The sequence below is a fragment of the Tunturiibacter psychrotolerans genome, from assembly GCF_051013365.1.
Lineage (GTDB): Bacteria > Acidobacteriota > Terriglobia > Terriglobales > Acidobacteriaceae > Edaphobacter > Edaphobacter psychrotolerans_A.
Map to the genome: position 1 here is coordinate 3,694,649 of NZ_CP132941.1, position 20,477 is coordinate 3,715,125.

A 20,477-nucleotide genomic window follows, 5' to 3' on the forward strand; every position below is an offset into this window, starting at 1 on the left:
CTCAGTTCTGTTTGGAGTGAGCTGTCTGGTCGGCTGGTTCCCGGCCTTACCAACTTGCGCGAGCCCGCTGCGCGCGGGGCGGTCACTTCGTGACGTGTATACCTTGTCTTGGTAGAAGTTGCCGCTGTGGCCCTCCCGTTGGTCGGGATGAGAGGAGTACACCCTTTAGGGATTCAGTTGGGGTTGCGTGATCTCTTTGAGGGCCGTGCCGGTGAGTTGCAGGCGGTGGGCTTCGGCGCAGTAGAAGGCGATGCGGGCGGCGGCGGTGGTGTAGTCGAGGCCGGCGGTGCGGATGTTGGAGATGCAGTTGCGGTCGGCGTCGGTGCGGCCGGGAGTGGGATTCCAGGTGATGTAGACGCCGAGGGAGTCTGGGGAGCTGAGGCCGGGGCGCTCGCCAATGAGAACGATGGAGAGTTGGGCGTGGAGGATGGAGCCGATGTGGTCGGCGATGGCGACGCGTGCCTGGGTGGCGATGCAGAGCGGGCCGAGGGTTTGGCTTGGGGGCAGCGCGGGAAGGAGGGCGGTGAGGAGGGGGATGGCCTGGCGGTCGATGGCTGTGGCGGAGAGGCCGTCGGCGATGACGAGGAGGATGTCGCACGGGGACGGGTGGAGGAGAGCGGCGGAGGCGGGGGCCAGGGTGCGGCCGAGGTCTGGGCGGCCGAGGTAGGAGGCGCGGTCGGGGGCGGCGCTGGCGAGGGTGAGGATGGGTCCGGTGAGGGACGGGATTTCCGTGCGCAGGCGGTGGGTGAGGTGTTGTGGGTCGAGCGTGGCGTGGACGGCGTCGCGAGCCTGGGCGTGGGCGAGCTGGAAGTCGAGGATCTCTGTGGTGGCGAGACTTACGCCGGTGCGGCGCAGGGCGATGCGGGCGGGCGTGTAGCTGCGAAGGGAGGACGATGGGGTGGTGGCGGGTGCTTCGGACTGGTCTGTTTGTGGCTCGTTTATTTTCTTGTCGGACATAGTTGGTCGCGAGTTCGATGAACGTGATGAGCCAGTGTACGGAAAAGTGGCGCGTGGCGTTGTGTTTGTGGAGTGCGAGTAAGATGATGGTCTGCGTTGACTGCTATGAAAGAAAGCTTGTTGGGGAAGTTGCTGTTGATTTCTACTTGAAGGACCGTTTGGTGAGAGGGTTGTAGGGATCTGAAGTATTTGTTCGGGGGAACAGGGCCTGCTTATGTTGCGGTTTATCGGAAGTCTAATTCGACCTTATCGTGGCACGCTGGTGGGCATCTTTCTGGCCATGCTGGTCGAGACGGTGATGAGCCTGGCGACGCCGTGGCCGTTGAAGATCATTCTGGATAATGTGATTGGCGACCACAAGATGACGCCGTGGCTGCATCGGCTGATTGGGCCAATGGTGGATGAAGGTTTGAGGTCGCATGAGTCGAGGCTGCATGTGGCCGGGCTGGCGGCGATGGCGTTCGTGGTGATTTCGCTGCTGGGTGCGGTGGCGTCCTATATCGATAACTATTACACCGAGAGCGTGGGACAGTGGGTGGCGCATGATCTGCGCATGAAGATGTATGGGCACCTGCAACGGCTTTCGCTGGGGTACTACAACACGCATGCGACGGGAACGATACTGAGCACGATTACGGCGGATATTCAGACGATTGAGGGGTTTGCTTCGTCTTCGACGTTGAATATTGTGGTCGATATGCTGACGATTGTCTGCATGCTGGGGTTGATGTTCTGGCTGAACTGGGACTTTACGCTGATCGCCGTGGGGGTGACGCCGTTTTTGCTACTGTTTGTTTCGAGATTTAAGAAGGCAGTGAAGAAGGCGACGCATGAGGTTCGCAAAGAGCAGAGCGAGATTGTCGCGGTGGTGCAGCAGGGGCTGGAGTCGATACAGGCGGTGAAGGCGTTTGGGCAGGAGGCGACGGAAGAGGCGCAGTTGCAACTGGTGAGCCAGGCGACGGTGAGCGCTGCGCTGAAGGCAAGGAGTGTGAAGGCATTGCTGTCGCCGGTGGTGACGATTACGGTGTCGTTGTGCACGGCGGTGGTGCTGTGGCGTGGAGCCGCGCTGATTCTTGAGAAGACGATGACGGTGGGCGAGCTGACGGTTTATCTGGCTTACCTGACGAAGTTCTTCAAACCGGTGAAGGATCTTGCGACGACCACGAATGCGGTGGCGCAGGCGGCAGTTGGAGCAGAGCGGGTTCGCGAGATTCTGGATACGGATGCGGTGATACCGGAGAAGAAAGATGGGTTGGCGCCGGAGGCGGTGAAGGGGACGATTGAGTTTGAGCACGTCGCGTTTGGATATGACCCAGCGAATCTGATTTTGACGGATGTGAGTTTCAAGATTGAGGCGGGTCAGTTTGTAGGGATCGTGGGGCCGACGGGCGCCGGGAAATCGACGGTGGTGAGTTTGATCCCGCGGTTTTATGATGTCGATTCCGGGTCCGTAAAGATGGATGGCGAGGATGTGCGCGAGTACAAACTGAAGCCGCTGAGAGACAAGATTGGATACGTGCTGCAGGATACGGTGCTGTTTCGCGGGACGATTTTAGAGAATATTGCGTTTGGGCGGCCGGCGGCGACGAAGGAAGAGGTGATTGCGGCGGCGAAGATGGCGAATGCGGATGAGTTCATTTCGAAGATGCCGCTGGGGTACGAGACGATGGTGGGGGAGCGGGGATCGACGCTGTCGGGTGGGCAGAGGCAGAGGATTGGGATTGCGCGGGTGATGGTGCGGAATAGCCCGATTCTGCTGCTGGATGAGCCGACGGCGGCGCTCGATAGCGAATCGGAGAAGCTGGTGATCGATGCGCTGGAGAAGCTGATGGAGGGACGGACCGTGATTGCGATTGCTCATCGATTGAGCACGATCCGGGATGCGAATCAGATCATTGTGATTAATGAAGGGGTTGTGGCGGAGAATGGAACGCATGAGCAATTGATGGCGGTGAATGGGATTTATGCGGCGCTGCATCGTACGCAGTTCGACGCCGGGTTGGATAAGGTGATGGCGTAAAGGAACGGCTAGTTGTCTTTGGGCGATGAGAGACTGTAAAAGAGATCAACGCCAGTTCTCGAAATAGGGGTTTAAGGGAAGAGGATTATGTCGCGCTCTTTGATTGTTTTGCCGGACGATTCTGCGAAGCCGATTCTGGACGCCATCCATGGCGCGAAAGATTCGATCCGGATCAAGATGTTTGTGTTTTCGGATCCTGATCTGTTGCAGGCTGTGGTTGCCGCTCATCAGCGTGGGGTGAAGGTGCGGGTGATGCTGAACCCGGAGAGGCGAGACGGCGAGAAGGAGAATGACGAGTCGCGGCTTGCGTTGACTGATGCGGGAGTTGAGGTGCTGGACAGCAATCCGTGCTTCGATCTGACGCATGAGAAGTCGATGGTGATCGATGATAAGACTGCGTTTGTCGAGTCGCTGAACTGGGAGACGAAGAACCTGACTCTGACGCGGGATTATGCGATTGTTACGACGCATAAGCACGAGGTCGAGGAGGTAATGGAGTGCTTCGACGCGGACTGGAAGAGGGAGCACTTCAATGCAGGCGATCACTCGCATTTGATCTGGTGCATTGGGAATGGAAGGCAGCGGCTGGGGCAGTTGATCGATGAGGCGAAGCACTCGCTATGGCTGCAGAATGAGCGGTACCAGGATCCGACGATTATTGAACACCTGGTGAGGGCGAACCAGCGTGGGGTGAAGATTCATATTATGGCGCGGCCTCCGCACAAGCTGAAGAAAGAGAAGTTGATTGAAGGCGTGAGCGGGCTGAGGGTGCTCGAAGATATTGGCGTGAAGATCCACAAGTTGAGGCATATTAAGCTTCACGCGAAGTTGTTGCTGGCTGACGATACGCGCGCGATTATTGGATCGATCAATCTTGCTCCGGGGAGCTTCGACAGCAGGCGGGAGTTGGCGATTGAGGTGAGGGACGAGCATATCGTTGATCGGTTACTTAAGACCGTTCGTCATGACTGGGAGAACTCGAAGCTGCTGGATTTGAGCGATGCTGGGCTGCTGGCGGAGTTGGAGCAATACGATCCGAATGTGGCGGAGGATCTTGCGCTCGAAACGCATAAGAGTGGGAAGAAGTGCTGAGTTCGTTGCGTCGCGCGGGTTTCTAGCGGGTGAAGTGAGCGACTGTCAGGGCGATTGGAAGTCCGACGAAGCAGATGTGGATGACCAGTTGAATCACGAAGGCTTTTGCGGAGAACTCTCGTTTGGGGGCTGCTGAGAGCGGGACGACGATGCGGCTCATGACCAGATGAACGACTACGCCGTAAAGTGTGCCGCAGAGGACCGGTCTTTCGGTGGTGATCGGGAGTTGGCGGCTTATCGCGTAGTAGATTGCGGCAACGGTGAATGCGATTGCGAAGTGAAAGAACAGGCCCAGAGCGGCAGTTTTTTTGCCGCCTTTGAACGCGGATGCGCCCAAAGCGCCACTGGCTATGCCCTGCCATAGTCTTTCGAGTGGCATGCCTTGCAGCGACATGAGGGTAGAGGTTGCGGTGATGTCCAAAGCTCCAGCCAACAAGCCTGCGAGCGTGATGATCTCCATGCTATTCAGTGGATTCACGGAGAAAGTTACGTCAGTTTAATTTGATTTGTTCCATAGCATGCCGGGCTGACGCTCGACGGCTATGGAAGCATGGCGGGCAGGGTGAGGCGGTGGGGAGCTTGCGTGTGGAGCCAGGCTTCGAACTCGGGGGCGGGGCGAAGGTTGAGGAGGCGGCGGAGGTAGAGGGCGTCGTGGAAGGAGGTGCTCTGGTAGTTGAGCATGATGTCGTCTGCGCCGGGGACACCCATGATGTAGTTGACGCCGGCGGCGCCGAGCATGGTGAGGAGTGCGTCCATGTCGTCCTGGTCGGCTTCGGCGTGATTGGTGTAGCAGATGTCGCAGCCCATGGGGAGGCCGAGGAGTTTGCCGCAGAAGTGGTCTTCGAGGCCGGCGCGGAGGATTTGTTTGCCGTCGTAGAGGTACTCGGGGCCGATGAAGCCTACGACGGTGTTGACGAGCATGGGGTTGAAGTGGCGGGCCACGGCGTAGGCGCGGGCTTCGAGGGTTTGCTGGTCTACACCGTGATGCGCTGTCGCGCTTAGGCTGCTGCCCTGGCCGGTCTCGAAGTACATGATGTTGGGCGATGGGGTTTCTGGTGCGCGGTTGAGACTGCGGGCTTGTTGATGGGCTTCTTCGAGGAGAGCGAGGTTGATGCCGAAGCTGGTGTTGGTGGCTTCGGTGCCGCCGATGGATTGGAAGAGGAGATCGAGAGGTGCGCCCTGCTTCATGGCCTGCATCTGGGTGGTGAGATGGGCGAGGACACAGGATTGGGTGGGGATCTCGTAGCGGCGGCGGATGTGATCGACGAGGTGGAGAAGGGTTGTGAGGGCGGCTACGTTGTCCGAGACGGGGTTGATGCCGATGACGGCGTCGCCCGAGCCGAGGAGCAGGCCGTCGAGGATAGATGCGGCGATACCCGCAGGGTCGTCTGTTGGGTGGTTGGGTTGGAGGCGGGTGGAGAGGCGGCCGGGTAGGCCTACTGTGGTGCGGAATTTCGTGACGACGTTTATTTTTCGGGCTACGAGGATGAGGTCCTGGAGGCGCATGAGTTTGGAGACGGCGGCGGCTATTTCGGGGGTGAGGCCGGGGGCGAGGGCTGCGAGCGTGGCTGGGGTGGCTGCGTCGGAGAGGAGGTGGTCGCGGAGTTCGCCTACGGTGAGGCTGGAGAGGGGGGCGAATGCGGCGGTGGCCGCGGGAGTTCGGCTGGTGTCCTGGATGAGACGGGTGACTTCGTCGGTCTCGTAGGGGATGACAGCTTCGTTTAGGAAGTGGGTGAGGGGGAGATCGGCGAGCGACATTTGTGCGGCGACGCGTTTCTGGGCGGAGGTTGCGGCGATGCCTGCTAGCTCGTCGCCGGAGCGAGCGGGTGTGGCTTTGGCGAGGAGATCGGCGAGAGAGTTGAAGGTGTAACGGACGCTCGCTATGGTGTGGGCGTGGGCCATTGGGTACTACGCTAGCAGGTTAGCGGCGAGGGAGAGGATCATGATTTTACGGAGTATTTGATTTGTGCAGGACAACACCAGCGGCGAAGGCAACTGCAACCGCAGATCCCCTTCGGGGATGACAACAAGAAAATGCAACTGCAACAGCGGATCCTCTTTGGGGATGACAACTAGAAAAGCAATTGCTTCGCTTCGGTCAGAATGCCCGAGGGTTGGGGTGACTGCGGGGACTACTTGCTTCTTGTGGTTTCGAGTTTGATCTTCAGGACGGTGTTGAGGTCGGAGAGGCGCTGCATTTCGCGCTTGTCTTCGTCGATGTCCTGAATGGCGACGACGCCGCCGGAGACTTTGCCGTCGGAGTCGATCACTGGTGCGGCGGTGAGGCTTATCCAGGCGCTTGAACCGTCGCTGTGGAAGCGGAGGTACTCGGTAGGGCCGATGGATTTTCCGCCCATGAGAGCGCTGGCGAGAGGGTGATCGCCATTTGGCTTTGCGTTGGGGGCGGTTGTTGCGATGGCTTCGGGGACTATCGACATGATCGACTCTTTGCAGTAGTCATCGATGACGGTGGCGGATACAGCCGAGCTGCGAAGGATCTCTTCGGCTCGTGGGTTGCTCATGACGACTCGACCGTCGGGTGCGTCGGCGATGACGATTCCGATGGGGGCTGCGTCGAAGACTGCCTGAAGGCGAGCTTCGCTCTGACGCAGGGCTTGTTCTGCCTGCTTCTGATCATCGACATCTTCAACGGTGCCGTACCAGCGGATAATTTCCCCATCTTTTCCGCGGCGTGGGGCGGCGCGTGCGCGCATCCAGCGCCAGGTTCCATCGACGCGGAGAACTCGGTAAAGGACGTCGAGGGGATCTCCGGTGTGGCGGGCTTCTTCCCAAGCGCGGGAAGTAGGCGCGATGTCGTCGGGATGGAGAGCGCGAATCCAACCGGTACCGAGTGATTCCTGAATGGTGAGTCCGGTGAGGCTCTCCCATCTCTGACTGGCATCGAGGATCATGCCGTCGGGATCGGCGGTCCAGGGGACCTGCGGGTTGAGTTCAACGGTGTGGCGATAGTGGTCTTCGCTTTCGGCGAGGGCTTGCTCGGCTTTTTTGCGTCGGGTGATATCGACAACGGAGACGGAGACTCCGATGACTTCGTCGGCCTCGTCGCGAGCGGGTTGGAAGGAGATGAGATGGGTGCGTTTTTCGTTGAGGGGGTTGGGATCTGGATAGCAGATTTCCAGGTTGTTGCTGGCCTCTCCGTTAAGAGCGCGGAGGAGGTAGGGTTCGCAGAGCGGGAAGACGGTAGGCATGACCTCGGAGACGTAGCGGCCCAGGTGGGCGGAGACGGGGAGATGATGCATCTCGGCGAGACGGCGGTTGACGCTGACGTAGCGGAGATTGCGGTCGATGAAGCAGAGGCCGACGGGGACGCCATCGTAGATGGCATTGAGCTGGGCGAGGCGCTGGGTGGGGAGAGCTTCGAGGCGGAGTGGGAGCGTGGAGTTGGCAATGGGCGAGCGGTGTTCGGCGGGGACTGGTGGCGGCTCCATTCTGGCGGCGAGGACGTCGGGTAGTTGTTCGGGCGGTACGGCGCGGCCGTAGAGCCAGCCCTGGCCGAGATCGCAGCCTAGCCATAGGAGCATGTCGGCGATGGTTTGATTTTCTACGCCCTCGGCGACGGTAGTGAGGCTGAGGCTGTTGCCGAGACCGACGATGGCAGCGGCGATCTTGCGGCTGTCGCGGGTGTGGCCCATTGAGCGGACGAAGCTTGCGTCGATTTTGAGCTCGTCGAAGGGAAGGGACTGGAGGTGGCGGAGGCTGGAGTAGCCGGTTCCGAAGTCGTCGAGGGCGAGACGAGAGCCTTGTTCTTTGAGCTCGGTGGCGATGCGGTAGGCGTGCTCGGTGTTGCTGGCGAGGGCGCTCTCGGTGATCTCGAGGATAAGGCGGTTGAGGGGAAAGCTGGCCTGGGCGGCGGCGGCGGCGATGTGTTTGGGGAGCGAGAAGTCGGTGAGCTGGGTGAGGGAGATGTTGACCGAAAGGGTGAGGTGATCGGGGATGTTTTTGGCGGAGGCGAAGACCGATCGGAGGAGGTTTCCGGTGAGTTGCCCGTTGAGGCCGGTGTCTTCGGCTAATGGAATGAACTCGGTAGGAGGAATGAGGCCGCGGACCGGGTGCTGCCAACGCGCGAGAACTTCAAATCCGCTGAGGAGGCCCGTTCGAAGTTCCACCAGCGGTTGGAAGTACGGGATAATTTCGTTCTTCTCGAGCGCTCTACGCAGATCGTTCGCGTCTTCAGCAGCCATGGCAACGACGATACTACGGCCCGGATGTAAGTTACACAGGGAATTTTTGACTTCTCCAGCGAGCGACGAGATCCCGGGCGGCGGAGGGCCAGTCGGGGAAGGTGAAGCGGAAGCCAGCGGAGAGGAGACGGCCGGGGACGACCTGGCGGCTTTTGAGGACGAGTTCGGATTCGGTGCGCATGAGGAAGGTACCAATCTCGAGCATCCATGTTGCTGTGGGCAGACCTATTCGAGTGCCCCAGGCTTCGCGGAGGATGCGGAGGAAGTCGCGGTTCGGGAGGGGGTTTGGTGAGGCGAGATTTATTGGACCGGAGAGAGTTGGGGCGGCGATGAGGAAGTCGATAGCGCGGATGAAGTCGATCTCGTGGATCCATGAGACGAATTGAGTGCCTGGGTAGTTGGTGCCGCCGAGGCCGTGGCGAACGAGGCTTAGGAAGACATCGAAGACTCCGCCGGGATCGGGGCTGAAGGTCATGGCACTGCGGAGGGCGACCTTGCGAGTTTGGGGAGTGTGCGTGGCGAAGAAGGCGGACTCCCAGGCTTTGGCTACGTCGATGGAGAAGTTCCAGGTGTCGGGCGCGCCGGGCTCGTTGCCGCCGTACTCCCCGGTGGTCTCGTCCATGGGGCGGTCGAGCGAGTGACGATAGATGGTGGCGGTGCTGGCGTTGAGCCAGATCGCGGGCGGGTGATGCAGGGAGCCGATGGCTTCGTCGAGAATTTTCGTGGAGAGAATGCGGGAGTCGAAGATGGCTCGACGGTTTGCGGGAGTGTAGCGACAGTTGACGCTGCGGCCGGCGAGGTTGATGCAGATGTCGCTCTGCTCGAGTTCTCCGACCCACGGGCCTAGGGTGAGGCCATCCCATGGCACGATGCGCCACGGAGCGGGTTGTGGGGTGCGGCTGAAGACGATGACGTCGTGGCCCTGAGTGTGAAAGTGACGGGCGAGGACGTGGCCTACTTGTCCGGTGCCGCCGGGGATGACGATCTTCATGATGGTCTTGTTTTGCCCTTTGCTTCTTTTGGGAGGTAGAACTTCCAGTCTGAGGATTCGGCGAGTTGCTTGATGACGGCGTTGCGCTCGCGAATGAGCGCGAGCATGTATCGGCGGAGGAAGAGTTTTTCGGCCACGAGGCCAAGGATGGGAGGGGGAGAGGCTATTCGGAAGTGGTCGGTCATCTCGGTCGCGCCGGAGGGCAGCGTGCGGAAGTAGTGGTCGGCCTGCATGGAGCGGAAGATTCCTTTGTTCATGGTTACCTGGAAGTAGGTAGGCGGTTCGATGGCCGTGACTTCGTTGGTGAGGTTGTGCCAGAAGCCGAAGTGTTTGGCTCGCCAGGTGACGCGGTCGGAGAGGCCCTGGAGGCCGGAGGTGAGGCCACTTATTGCGAGGGCCTGTTCGCCGGAGTGAACGTTTTTGAGGAGATGGACTTCTACGCTGCGGGAGAGGTCGAAGCAGCGTTGAATGGGTGCTTCGACCGTCGTGGTCTCGTCGATGCGAATCATCGTGGCGGGAACCCTCTTTAGTTAGAGTAAATGTCTCGTATGGGAGCTTGCGGGTGGGTGAAGGGCACGGATTCAGGGTATTTTTTTTCGCTAACTAATCGATTAGTTGTTCGTCTTTCCTGTGAGTAGATTCTGTCTCCCCGCGGGTTGAGGGAGCCGGAAGGTTGAGAGGTTATGCCGCCAAAAAAGTCCATCACGTTGACAGAGGCTGAGTTACGGCTCATGAAGATTTTGTGGGCGCGTGGCGAGTCGGCTGTGGGGGAGCTGGTAGCGGCTATGCCGGAGGCGCTGGCGTATAACTCGGTGCTTACGACGATCCGGATTTTGGAGCAGAAGGGCTATGTACGGCACCGGCAGGAGGGCAGGGCGTTTCTCTACAGTCCTTGCGTTGCCGAGCAGGAGGCTGGCCGGTCGGAGGTTCGTCATATGATGCAGCGGTTCTTCGGCAACTCGCGGGAGAAGTTGTTGCTTTCGCTGCTTGGGGATGACGAGGTGACGGCGGAGGAGTTGCAACGGCTGAAAGAGGCGATTGCAGCAGCGGCGGACGATCGCGCGGGAGACGAACTGTAATGGGGATCGACTTGAACCTGTTGCATGGTGTTGAAGGTTTGTCGCGTGTGGCGGCTGGCTCGGTGGTGTCTGGCTTGTGGCAAGGGCTTGTGTTAGCTGCTGCGGTATGGATCTGTTTGCGGTTGATGCCGAAGACGACGGCTGCGATCCGGTTTGCAGTTTGGACGGCGGTATTTGCGGTTCTTGCGTTGCTGCCGCTGTTGCATGCGTATGGACCGCGGGGGGACGGCGAAGCGTCAGCGCATGGCGCGTTCGTGCAGGTAGATGTGCGATGGAGTCTTGCGATTGCGGTGCTGTGGCTGGCGGTCTCGATGGTGCGCGCTGTGAAGCTGGTGATCGGCGCGGTGCAACTGCGCGGGATATGGAAGCGTGCGACGGCGGTTGAGATGAGCACAAGTTGGCATTTCGCGTTGGTTGCAGCGGGGTGGCGTAGGGCGACCATATGCACGTCGGGGGATGTGGACCGGCCTAGCGTGATCGGATTTTTTTCTCCGCGGATTTTGATTCCACGAGCGATGTTTGAGCGGCTTACTACGAGTGAGTTGGAACAGATCGTGCTGCATGAGATGGGACATCTCCGGCGGGGCGATGATTGGATCAATCTTTTGCAGAAGATCAGTCTTGTACTGGTGCCGCTGAATCCGGCGCTGTTGTGGATTGAACGGAGGCTGTGCTTCGAGCGCGAGCTGGCTTGTGATGACGCGGTGCTGCGATTTACGAAGGCTCCGAAGGCTTATGCGACGTGTCTGACGAATCTTGCAGAGCAGAGGATGGGACGCAGGGCGGCTGCGCTTTCGCTTGGTGCGTGGGAGAAGCAGTCGGAGCTGGTGCGGCGGGTGCACAGCATTTTGCGGCGGAGCGAAGGGATGAGCAGGACGCAAGCAGGTGTTGTGATGAGTTTGCTTGTGCTTGGGCTCGTTGGTGGCGCGGCGGAACTTTCGCGTTTGCCACAGGTTGTTTCGTTCTCTGACGGAGCCGCGCCGGTGCATGAAGAGGCGCAGAGTTTTGCTGCCGATAGTGCGGGATATGAACCTGTCGCATTTCATCGTGCTGCGGCGGCTGTTCCGGGTGTGGGCGTTGCCCATCAGACTTTGTTGAAAGCTTCCATGCCAGTCGGGACGGCTGCGCAGATTCCGCAGCATAAGACTCAGGTAGCTGCTAAGCGGCGGCGTCCGGTGCACGCAGCGTCGTTGATGCGTGTGAAGCAGGATCGCGCGGTGCAACAGCCCCAGCAGATGGAGCGATGGGTGGTGCTGACCTCGTGGGAGGAGTCGTCGCGGCCAAGGATGGTGCTCACAGTGTCGGGTGAGCGAGTGTTTTCTTCTTCGTTTGCAGCCGTGCCTACCGAGGGCGGCTGGCTGGTCATTCAACTTTAACTAAAGCTGTTCAACCCGTTTGTGAGGATCGATCATGGCGTTTGAAACTAATAAATTAGTAGGTAAGGCGGGACGGGTTGCCGTTCCTGCAGGTGCTGCCGCGGCTCTCGTGTTGGCAGCTGGAATGTTCGTTCATCACAATGGGGTTCATGCGGCCATGGTCTCGTCACCGATCTCTTCGCCCGCACCGATGGATGACAACAGTGTTTCGTCGCTGGTTGCTCTGGATAATGCCGTTGAGGCCGTTGCGGCGCGGGTTACTCCTGCGGTGGTGAATGTTGCGGTCACTTCTCGTGGCTCGGCGGAGCATCAGGTTGGCGAGGATCAGGAGGATGGTCAGGAGCAGGGACCGCAGGGCCAGAGTCTGCCGCCTGGACTTCAGCAGTTCTTTGGGCAGCTGCCTCCGGGGATGATGCAACAGCAGCGTCCGCAGCAGCCGCAGCTTGAGCATGGGATCGGCAGCGGAATTATTATTTCGCCCGATGGTTATATTGTGACGAACAATCACGTGGTCGATGGTGCGGTGGAGATGCGCGTGACGCTGCATGACCGGCGAGTGTTGAAGGCGAAGCTGGTGGGTCGCGATCCCCTCACTGATCTGGCGGTGATCAAGGTGGATGCACACGATCTGCCGAGCATTGCGTGGGGCGATTCAACCAAGCTGAAGCCAGGACAGACGGTGCTGGCGTTCGGCAGCCCGTTCGGATACTTTCAGTTTTCGGTAACGCGTGGAATTGTCAGCGCAGTGGATCGGCAGAATCCTTATCGCGATGATGCGCGGAAGCCGGGTGGATACATCCAGACCGATGCTGCGATCAATCCGGGCAACTCTGGCGGACCGCTGGTGAATGCGCGTGGCGAGCTGGTGGGAATCAATACGTTCATCATCTCGAATGGTGGTTCGTTTGCCGGTGCGGGGTTTGCGATTCCTTCGCAGATTGTGCGGACGACGGCGGAGCAGCTGATTAAGACGGGTGCTGTGCATCATGGGTATCTCGGGATCAGCATGAACGATGTGACGCCTGAGAATGCAAGCTTCTTCAACCTGAAGGATGCGAACGGTGCGATTGTGGCGCAGGTAACGCCTGACTCGCCTGCTGCGCGTGCGGGATTGAAGAATGGTGATGTGATCGTTGAATTGAACGGACAGAAGATCGTGAACGGCGGCGCATTGCAGGTTGCGGTGAGCGAGGACACTCCTGGGACTTCGATTGATCTTGGAATCATTCGCAACGGCTCGCAGCAGACGGTTAAGGTTCAGGTTGGCGAGTTCCACAAAGAGGCCGAAGTAGCGAGCGATGGTGAAAGTGCGACACCGCAGAAAGCGAAGCTTGGGCTGGCTGTGGCTGAGCTGACACCGGATGTTCGGCAGCAGTTGCATATTCCTTCGCAGGTGCAGGGGGTTGCGATTCAGAGTGTTCGCCCGGGCAGCCCGGCCGATGATGCGAGCCTTGCTCCTGGGGATGTGATCCTTGAGGTGGATCGTCATCCGGTGACTTCGGCGGAGCAGTTCGTGAATGCGGCGCATGCGAATCCGGATGGGAAGGATTTGCTGCTTCTGGTCTGGTCGCGAGGCGGAGCAAGTTACCGCGTGGTTCATCCTGATTCGGGGAACCAGAGCGGTATGTAGTGCGCAAGCGTTTGGGCCGCTGCAGATGATCGCAGCGGCCCCTTTTTTTTGTGTGCTTAGTCAGAGATGTGGCGTTTAGTTTGAGGCGTGGCCGAGGATGTGTTCTGCGCCGTGGTAGATGTTGAAGTGATTGTCGCGAAGGAAGCCGATGAGGGTGATGTCGAAGTCTTTTGCGACCTGTACGGCGAGGCTGGAGGGGGCGCCTACGGCGACGACCATGGGAACGCCACCCATGAGTGCTTTTTGGAGGAGTTCGAAGCTGGCTCGGCCGGAGAGTAGGAGCAATGCGTTGCGGAGGGGAGTGCGGTCGGCGAGAAATTCGGCGCCGAGGAGCTTGTCGACAGCGTTGTGGCGGCCTACATCTTCGCGTGCCGTGAGGAGATTGCCCGTGGCGTCGAAGAGAGCTGCGCCGTGGATTCCTCCAGTTCGATTGAAGAGGCTTTGAGCTTCGCGCAGGCTGTCGGGCAGTTTGTAGAGAATCGCGGTGTCGATGTTGAAGATGTTTTTTCGGCGAGGTGGGCAGACCGTTTGGAGCGCTAGAAGAGAGGCTTTGCCGCAGATGCCGCAGCTTGAGGTGGTGTAGAAATTACGTTCAAGATTGGCGAGGCTGACAACGACTTCGGGTGCGAGTTCGACGCGGACTATGTTTTTGGTGGGCTGATAGGGGAGCGAGCTTTGTGTTGGGTTTGTTGTGGGAACTTCACTGATGCGGCCAGCGGCGTAGACGATCCGGTCGATGTCGTTGGGGTCGCGCACCACGCCCTCGGTCATGAGAAAGCCTGCTGCCAGGTCGAAGTCGTGGCCTGGAGTGCGCATGGTAACGGAGATGGATTTTAGGGATCGTGCGTTGAGTGGGCCGTGGGCGAGTTGAATTTCGAGGGGTTCTTCGACGGCGAGTGTGTCTTCAGCGTGGTGTGAGTTGAGGCCGGTGACTTTTTCGATCGCAACCTGGTGTGTGGCTCGGTTGGTCTCGGGATTGGATTGCGGTGTGAAGGTGCGATTAGAGCCGTTCATGTGCAGTGTGACGCCTCGTCTTGTTCCGTGGCTATCGAAATGATTCAGCCTGGAGGGTAGAAGCATGTGCTGTGATGTGCCGGGTGCCTGTTGCCATCAAGTTTTCGATTTTGTCGAGTGGCGCAATACCGCCTCTGGCTCCGACGGCTGTACAGTTCAGAGCGGCAGAGGCGCAGGCGAAGTCGAGTTGTCGTTCGAGAGGCCAATTTTGAAGGAGGCCGTAGATGAAGCCGGCGTGGAAGATATCGCCCGCTCCGGTGGTGTCGACTACTGAGACACAGTAGGCGGGTGAGTGGTGAAGCTGCTTGCCGTCCCACGCTACGACGCCTTCTTCTCCCAGTGTGGCAGCTACCAGAGCGCATCCGTAGCGATGTTGGATTTTTTGCAGCGCTTTTTTCAGGTTGGGCTCGGTCATGAGACGGCGTGGGAAGTCTCTGCTTACGACGAGGTAGTCGACGTTTGCGATGAGTTCTTCGACGCCTGGATAGAGTTCATCGAGGTCGGCGATGACCGGGATGTCGGCGGCGCGGGCCCATGTGGCTGCGAGAGTTGCGGCGGCGGTGTCGTGGCCGTCGACGTGAAGGGCTCGAGCGTTCATGATCCATTCTTGGTTAAGATCGGCAGGCTGAAGGATGAGACGCTCGTCGCGTCTGCAGAGGACGGTTCGCTCGCCGCCGGCATCGACGAGGATTAAGGATTGTGGGCTGGCGGCGCCTGCGGCTGTGATGAGTTGTGTCTCAACACCTGCATGAGCGAAGGCTTCGCGATGGAGCGCTGCGGCTGCGTCATCGCCTAGCTTCCCTACGTATCGAGTGCTCATACCCCAGCGCTGACAGGCAACGACTGTGGACGCGACTTGTCCGCCTGGTAGTACGGTTGCGGTGCGGTACTCAACTTTGGACCCACGGGAGGGGTAGTCAGTGAGAGGGATGACGGTGTCTGTGGCGTTGAGCCCGACGCCTACCAGATCGACCTTTGACGGTTTCGTCATCTTTTCACTGTAAATGGAATGGCGGTGTCCGCGATATCGGAAGCATGGGATGCTGTCGCTGCGCGAATTGTTTTTTTGTGCTGGAGAGCTTCATGCGGGTTAGATCTTGATAAAGATTTTGCGGCGGTAGAGTACGGCGACGAAGAGCCAGCAAACGGCTACGAAGGCAATCCCGTAGAGCAAGGAGGCGAAGGGTATATTCGGGATCGCTTGGTTGATGGAGCGGAAGATTGATTGCTGCAGGGTGACGCCGGGATGCGTGTGAATGCTGTAGAGGACGGACGCAAGCATCTCCGAGAAGGCATAGGCGACGATGGCGTTGGTTCCGAAGATGAAGAAGGGTTTGAGGACGCCCGAGTGATCTTGCTTGGCGGGTGTTTTCCGTCGTAGATCGACGATGAAGAGGCTTAGTGCGAGGAGGGAGAGGCTGAGGCCTGCGGCGAAGAGGGCGTAGGAGCTGGTCCAGAGTTTTTTGTTGATGGGGAACGTGATGTTCCAGAGGCCGCCCAGGAGAATGCCGCTGAGGCCAGCGATAGCGATGCCCGTTATTTTCTGGTTGAGCGTGCGCTGGGTGCGCAACCAGATGCCGGTGAGGACGCCGAAGAGAGCGGTGGCCAGCGCGGGGACCGTGCTGAGAAGGCCCTCGGGGTCACGGGTGTGCTCGTAGAGATGAGAAGCTGAGAATAACTGGCGGTCGAGCCATGCGGTGAGGTTCGCGTCCCGATCGAGCAAGGGAATGTCGTGGGTGGGGACGCCGTATCCGGGAACGGGTACGAAGCGCATGAGGATCCAATAAGCGGCTAGAGCGCCGATCGCGAGAGCTGCTTTGCTACGCCAGCCGGGACTGAGGATGTAGAGCGAGGCAATGATGAAGTAACAGATGGCGATGCGCGGAAGTACGCCGTAAAAGCGCATGGTGTGGAGGTTGAAGAAAGGGAAGCCATGGATAAGGAGACCGAGTACGTAGAGCGTGATGGAGCGGCGCAGGACGTGGAAGAAGAGTGATCGCTTCGTGGCGCCTTGTGCGAGTCTCGAAGCAGTGGAGAAGACCGTCGAGATGCCGACGAGGAAGAGGAAGGTGGGGAAGACGAGGTCGGTTGGAGTGAAGCCGTTCCAGGCCGCGTGCTTGAGTGGCCAGTAGGCCAGTTGTTCATCGCCGTTGTTGTTGACGAGGATCATGAAGGCGATGGTGAGGCCGCGCAGGAAGTCGAGCGAGAGGAGGCGTGCGGGCCGTGCGGCGGTTAAGGAGGGCCAGGGCGTTTCGGAGGGTGCGCTCATCGTTGTCATAGTTTACTGGTGCGCCTCGGATTGTTGATTGGGAGCTAGATGAAGTGTATTCGCGATGGCAAGAGCGGCATCGTAGGAATCGCCGTGGGGAGTAGCGTCGTAGGTTTTCTGGTTGTGGTTCCACTGGTCGCCGAAGGCATACCAGTCGATAGTTTTCGGCGCTTCGCCGGTGTTGAGCGCGGTGGAGAGGGAGTCGAAGTACATCTGCCAGCGGACCATGTAGTAATCGCTTGTCAGGCCGGCCCAGTCACGATTGCCGTACTCGTGAAGGCCGTATTCGCTGGCTTTGCGGTCGCCCCAAGTTGTGAGGATGGAGCGGGCGTCGTAGTTGAGACGGTCAAGCTCTTCGGGCGAAGAGGCCCACGGTGGGACGAAGGAGAGCCATCTGCCCAGGAGAAAGAATGGACTGGTTTGGAGTAGTTGGTTCTGTAGCTCCATGTCGTGGAGCCACTCCTTCGTGAGTTTGGCGAAGGCGATCTTGTCTTTGGTGTCGTAGGCCTGCTTGATGAGCGGCAGGAGGCGACGGGCTTCGTTGGCCATGGTCTGACGGGCTACGTCTACCAGATCGTACTGATAGGTTTCGGTGGAGCGGAGTGCGGGGGCGACTTGCAGAAGCTCGGTGAGGGCGGGGGCGAAGTCGGCTGGGTCGTAGCGCAGGACGTCCGGGGACCATGTGGCGGCACGGGTCGCGGTCAAGGAGGGTTGGGAGTTGAAGATGGAGTCCTGTGAGGCGTCGCGCTCGCCGTGTTGTGTATTGCCATCGGCTCGGTAGCCGTATGCGGTTTTGAGTAGGATCTGCCAGGCGCTTCGAGCGTGTGGATCGTTGGCTCCGTAGCGGCGGATTGCGTAGGCGTCTGCCCACTCGGTGAGGGTGACTGGATTGGCGTGCCAGGCCATCTCTGTATAGAGATCAAAGGCGAATGGGTTGGTGTCCATGCCTTCGGTGAAGATGGCGGTGCCGACGATGCGGCTGTTGGGTCGGGCCGCCATCTTGGGAAGTCGAACGGCGTAGTCGTAGAGTGGCGCTCCCATGGTGGTGCGTCCTCCGAACTCCCATAGGCCGCCGTAGAGCCAGGAGGCGCCGCGGAACTCGCGATCACGATCTTCGCGTGGGATGCGGCCCTGTTCGATTTCTGCGATGAGGACATGGCTCGTGTCGAGCGAGGAGAGAAGTTCTTGAGTTGGATTCTGCTGCCAGCCTAGGAGCATCCACAGGGCGTCGGGATGGTCGCGCATGAGGGCTTGCTGTACTTTTTTTGCGGCTTCAGGGACAGGGACGTCGCCGGCTGCGCCGCCTTCCTGGAAGATCTCCATATCGTAGATTGCGGAGTCGCCGTAGAGAGCGTGTTGGTGGCGATAGAAGGATGCTGCGAGTTTGTCGAAGTTTGGGTCGCGTGGATCGAGCCAGCCTGGGCGGGTGAATCCGTTCCAGTCTCCTTGCGTGATGACGTGAGCGCCGGGGTGAAGCGAGGCGAAGTTGGCGGGGACGATGCCGTAGTAGCCGGGGAGGACGGGAGTGATGCCGAGGCTGCGTAGTGTCGCGATGAGTTGCTGAGCGGAGTGGGACCTTTTCTCGAGGAGTTTCATCGAGACGGGAGCCTCGAAGCAACACATGTTACCCATGAGCTGCCAGTTCTGATGTGCGGGCTGGACGATCCAGTTGCGGATGGCCTGGTCAGAGTAGCCGGCGTCGCGGAAGGTTTGGTAGAGGACGAGGTCCATGCCACGCTCGATGAGGATGGCGTTGGTGCCGCTTAGGGCGAGGATGTCGATCTCGTGTTGCCAGCGCTGCTGATCCCAGTAGGGTGCGGAGTAGCCGTCGACGTTCTCGTTGAGGGCGTAGCGCCATGGGTAGAGGGCCTGCTTTTCGATAGGGGCGCCGGGCGCGGGGAGCGCGAGGTTGGGAGGGCCAAGTTGAGAGCCGTTAGGGGAGATTTGTAGATGCGCAACGTACTTCAAATACCAGTTGACGCCATATAGGAGAGTGGGTTGGGTGGCTGCTTCGACGCGGATGTGGCCTTGGGTGCCGCTGATGCGGAAGTAATCTTTGCGGTCGGGCTTCGGAATAAGAGCCAGTTGAAACTGTGGTGCGAGGTTCGGCATGAGACGCTGGAGGACCGCTTGAGCAGGCGCGGTAGGCGATTCAGCGCGTGCGGATCCCGTCACCAGACTGGCGGCGAGGAGCGGGATCGCGAAGAACTGCTTCCGAAGCATGCACACCAATGTAGCGAAATTTAGAGGACAGTGCTCTGGAAAGCTCTTGAACGGAAGAAATCGGAAGTGTTGGGCTCCTTGGTTTATTGAGTGATGTAAGAGGGATGCAGGGCTCCGCTTGATGGAACCGCTTAGTATGGACAGGTGATTGGAGGTTGTTTTGAATTTCGCTAAAGAGATAAAGACGATTGCTACCGACAGCCATTTCCTGGTTCCACTGTGTGTGCTTGTGTTGGGGATTGTTTTGCTGGCGGTGTTGCATTAATCGGTGGAGTACGGCCGGTCTGACGGGAAGCATCGAGGGAGTTGAATGGCATTGGCGGTAGAGAAGACACGAAAGAGCGGCTTGTCGCTGCATGGTTTGGGCGTCGTCTGCGGTTTGTCGGCAGGCGTTTGGTTGGGGGCGGCCGAGGCTCCAACGAAGCTGGTGAATGCAGGGTTTTCGCCGTTTGCGATCTCGCTGTGTATGGTGGCGGGAGTGTTCACCGCGCGATGGACCTTTCCTACTTTGCTGAAGGGCACTGGGTATGTCTTTGAGGATTTGGCGGAGAGGAAACACCTGATTGTGTGGGCGCTGCTGGCTGGGGCGCTGTGGGCAGTGGCGAATACTCTGACTGTGTTCGCGATTCGGGATGTGGGTTTGGCGGTGGCGTTTCCGATGTGGAATGCGAACTCGCTGATTGGGTTGTTTTGGGGGCGCGTGCTGTTTCGTGAGTTGGAAGGCGCGAGCGGCAGGAATATTGCGAAGGTTGTGCTGGGCTCGATAGCGATCGTGATTGCTGCGGTGCTGCTCGGTTTCAGCACGATTCACGGTGGAGCGATTGGCAGCCATGCTGTTCGGGGGATCGTTGCGGCGTTGGGTGCGAGTCTGATGTGGGGGACCATGTATGTTCCATACCGCAAGGCTTATCTGAGCGGGATGAATCCGCTGTCGTTTGTGACGGTGTTTACGGTGGGTGAGTTGGGAACGGTGCTGGCGCTGACGCTGGCTCTGGATGGAGGGGTGCACTCGTCGGCATTCCAACTGTTGCGTGTGCCGGGAGTGTTGTTCTGGCTCTTCCTGGGTGGGTTTGTGTGGGTGATCGGTGACCTGTTTCAGCAATTTGCGGCGAAGTATCTGGGGATTGGGCGCGGGATTCCTCTTTCAAATACCAATCAGCTTTGGGGGCTTGCGTGGGGGGCGCTGGTGTTTGGCGAACTGGCGAAGGCTGACCGGCAGCATCGGTGGATGGTGATTGGAGGGTCCTTGATCATGATCCTTGGAGCGCTGGCCATCAGCACGGCGGTGGCTTCGGCTAAGGAAGGAAGCTCAACGAATGAGGCGGTGCTGCGAGAGTGCAGGCGATACGGTTTGGACTATCAACGAACGATGATGGCGCAGGCTGGAGACGAGTTTAGCGGCAGAGACGAGCGGCGTCGCTGGTGGGATTACGTTATTGTTCTGACTGCGACTGCGGTCTTTGTCGCGTTGGGAGTTCGATCGGTGGTGCCGCCGCTGGCGTTGGACCTTCGTTGGGTCGCGATTCTGAGTGCGGTGTTGATTACGAGTTTGGCGGTTGGAGGCTGGAGCCTTTGGCGGAGGACGCGATTCAACTGATGGCTTACTTTTGCGATTAGATCGACG

The 20,477-nt window shown here is 59.3% G+C and carries 16 protein-coding genes; 6 read left to right on the plus strand and 10 right to left on the minus strand.

Annotated features, from left to right (window positions below):
- Window positions 1–165: 165 nt before the first annotated feature.
- A complete protein-coding gene (eutC, locus tag RBB76_RS15435; RefSeq protein ID WP_429629935.1) occupies window positions 166–957 on the minus strand; it encodes an ethanolamine ammonia-lyase subunit EutC in 792 nt (263 codons plus the stop codon).
- Between the two features lie 214 nt (window positions 958–1,171).
- On the opposite strand from eutC, the gene RBB76_RS15440 reads away from it, so the two are divergent.
- Together RBB76_RS15440 and RBB76_RS15445 are read left to right on the plus strand one after the other, a co-directional pair.
- Entirely contained in the window at window positions 1,172–2,977 is a 1,806-nt protein-coding gene (locus RBB76_RS15440; protein WP_429629933.1) for an ABC transporter ATP-binding protein, read from the plus strand.
- Between the two features lie 87 nt (window positions 2,978–3,064).
- The gene (locus RBB76_RS15445; RefSeq protein WP_429629931.1) at window positions 3,065–4,069 is read left to right on the plus strand and encodes a phospholipase D-like domain-containing protein; all 1,005 of its coding nucleotides are present in this window, start codon (window positions 3,065–3,067) and stop codon (window positions 4,067–4,069) included.
- Window positions 4,070–4,091: 22 nt separating this feature from the next.
- Here RBB76_RS15445 and RBB76_RS15450 read toward each other — a convergent pair whose 3' ends face one another.
- From RBB76_RS15450 to RBB76_RS15470, 5 genes are all read right to left on the minus strand, one after another.
- Complete coding sequence (locus RBB76_RS15450; protein WP_429629929.1) at window positions 4,092–4,547, minus strand: hypothetical protein; 456 nt, start codon at window positions 4,545–4,547, stop codon at window positions 4,092–4,094.
- Window positions 4,548–4,609: 62 nt separating this feature from the next.
- On the minus strand, window positions 4,610–5,971 hold the full coding sequence (locus tag RBB76_RS15455; RefSeq protein ID WP_429629927.1) for an ethanolamine ammonia-lyase subunit EutB: 1,362 nt from the start codon (window positions 5,969–5,971) through the stop codon (window positions 4,610–4,612).
- Window positions 5,972–6,201: 230 nt separating this feature from the next.
- Window positions 6,202–8,271, minus strand: a complete 2,070-nt coding sequence (locus RBB76_RS15460; protein ID WP_429629925.1) for an EAL domain-containing protein — start codon at window positions 8,269–8,271, stop codon at window positions 6,202–6,204.
- A 31-nt stretch (window positions 8,272–8,302) separates the two neighbouring features.
- On the minus strand, window positions 8,303–9,262 hold the full coding sequence (locus RBB76_RS15465; protein ID WP_429629923.1) for a TIGR01777 family oxidoreductase: 960 nt from the start codon (window positions 9,260–9,262) through the stop codon (window positions 8,303–8,305).
- Window positions 9,259–9,771, minus strand: coding sequence for an SRPBCC family protein (locus tag RBB76_RS15470; protein WP_429629921.1), 513 nt, complete (start codon window positions 9,769–9,771; stop codon window positions 9,259–9,261). The genes RBB76_RS15465 and RBB76_RS15470 overlap by 4 nt, the downstream gene beginning before the upstream one ends.
- 174 nt (window positions 9,772–9,945) lie before the next feature.
- Here RBB76_RS15470 and RBB76_RS15475 point away from each other — a divergent pair, with 174 nt between their 5' ends.
- The 3 genes from RBB76_RS15475 to RBB76_RS15485 are packed head-to-tail and all read left to right on the plus strand — an operon-like array spanning window position 9,946 to window position 13,347.
- Window positions 9,946–10,341, plus strand: a complete 396-nt coding sequence (locus RBB76_RS15475) for a BlaI/MecI/CopY family transcriptional regulator (protein ID WP_429629919.1) — start codon at window positions 9,946–9,948, stop codon at window positions 10,339–10,341.
- Window positions 10,341–11,717, plus strand: a complete 1,377-nt coding sequence (locus tag RBB76_RS15480; protein WP_429629917.1) for a M56 family metallopeptidase — start codon at window positions 10,341–10,343, stop codon at window positions 11,715–11,717. Before RBB76_RS15475 ends, RBB76_RS15480 begins: the two co-directional genes overlap by 1 nt.
- Before the next feature lie 34 nt (window positions 11,718–11,751).
- Window positions 11,752–13,347, plus strand: coding sequence for a Do family serine endopeptidase (locus RBB76_RS15485; RefSeq protein WP_429629915.1), 1,596 nt, complete (start codon window positions 11,752–11,754; stop codon window positions 13,345–13,347).
- A gap of 75 nt (window positions 13,348–13,422) precedes the next feature.
- Here the strand turns inward: RBB76_RS15485 and fdhD are convergent, their stop codons facing one another.
- The 4 genes from fdhD to RBB76_RS15505 form a co-directional block, all read right to left on the minus strand.
- Window positions 13,423–14,361 carry a formate dehydrogenase accessory sulfurtransferase FdhD gene (fdhD, locus tag RBB76_RS15490; RefSeq protein ID WP_429629913.1) on the minus strand — a complete coding sequence of 313 codons (939 nt, stop codon included), beginning with the start codon at window positions 14,359–14,361 and terminating at the stop codon, window positions 13,423–13,425.
- 31 nt (window positions 14,362–14,392) lie between these two features.
- Window positions 14,393–15,352: a carbohydrate kinase family protein gene (locus RBB76_RS15495; RefSeq protein ID WP_429629911.1), complete on the minus strand. Its 960-nt coding sequence runs from the start codon at window positions 15,350–15,352 to the stop codon at window positions 14,393–14,395.
- 99 nt (window positions 15,353–15,451) lie between these two features.
- The gene (locus RBB76_RS15500; protein ID WP_429629909.1) at window positions 15,452–16,639 is read right to left on the minus strand and encodes an acyltransferase family protein; all 1,188 of its coding nucleotides are present in this window, start codon (window positions 16,637–16,639) and stop codon (window positions 15,452–15,454) included.
- Window positions 16,640–16,642: 3 nt separating this feature from the next.
- Window positions 16,643–18,853, minus strand: a complete 2,211-nt coding sequence (locus RBB76_RS15505; RefSeq protein WP_429629907.1) for an alpha-N-acetylglucosaminidase — start codon at window positions 18,851–18,853, stop codon at window positions 16,643–16,645.
- A gap of 310 nt (window positions 18,854–19,163) precedes the next feature.
- On the opposite strand from RBB76_RS15505, the gene RBB76_RS15510 reads away from it, so the two are divergent.
- Window positions 19,164–20,450: an EamA family transporter gene (locus RBB76_RS15510; protein ID WP_429629905.1), complete on the plus strand. Its 1,287-nt coding sequence runs from the start codon at window positions 19,164–19,166 to the stop codon at window positions 20,448–20,450.
- Window positions 20,451–20,477: the final 27 nt, after the last annotated feature.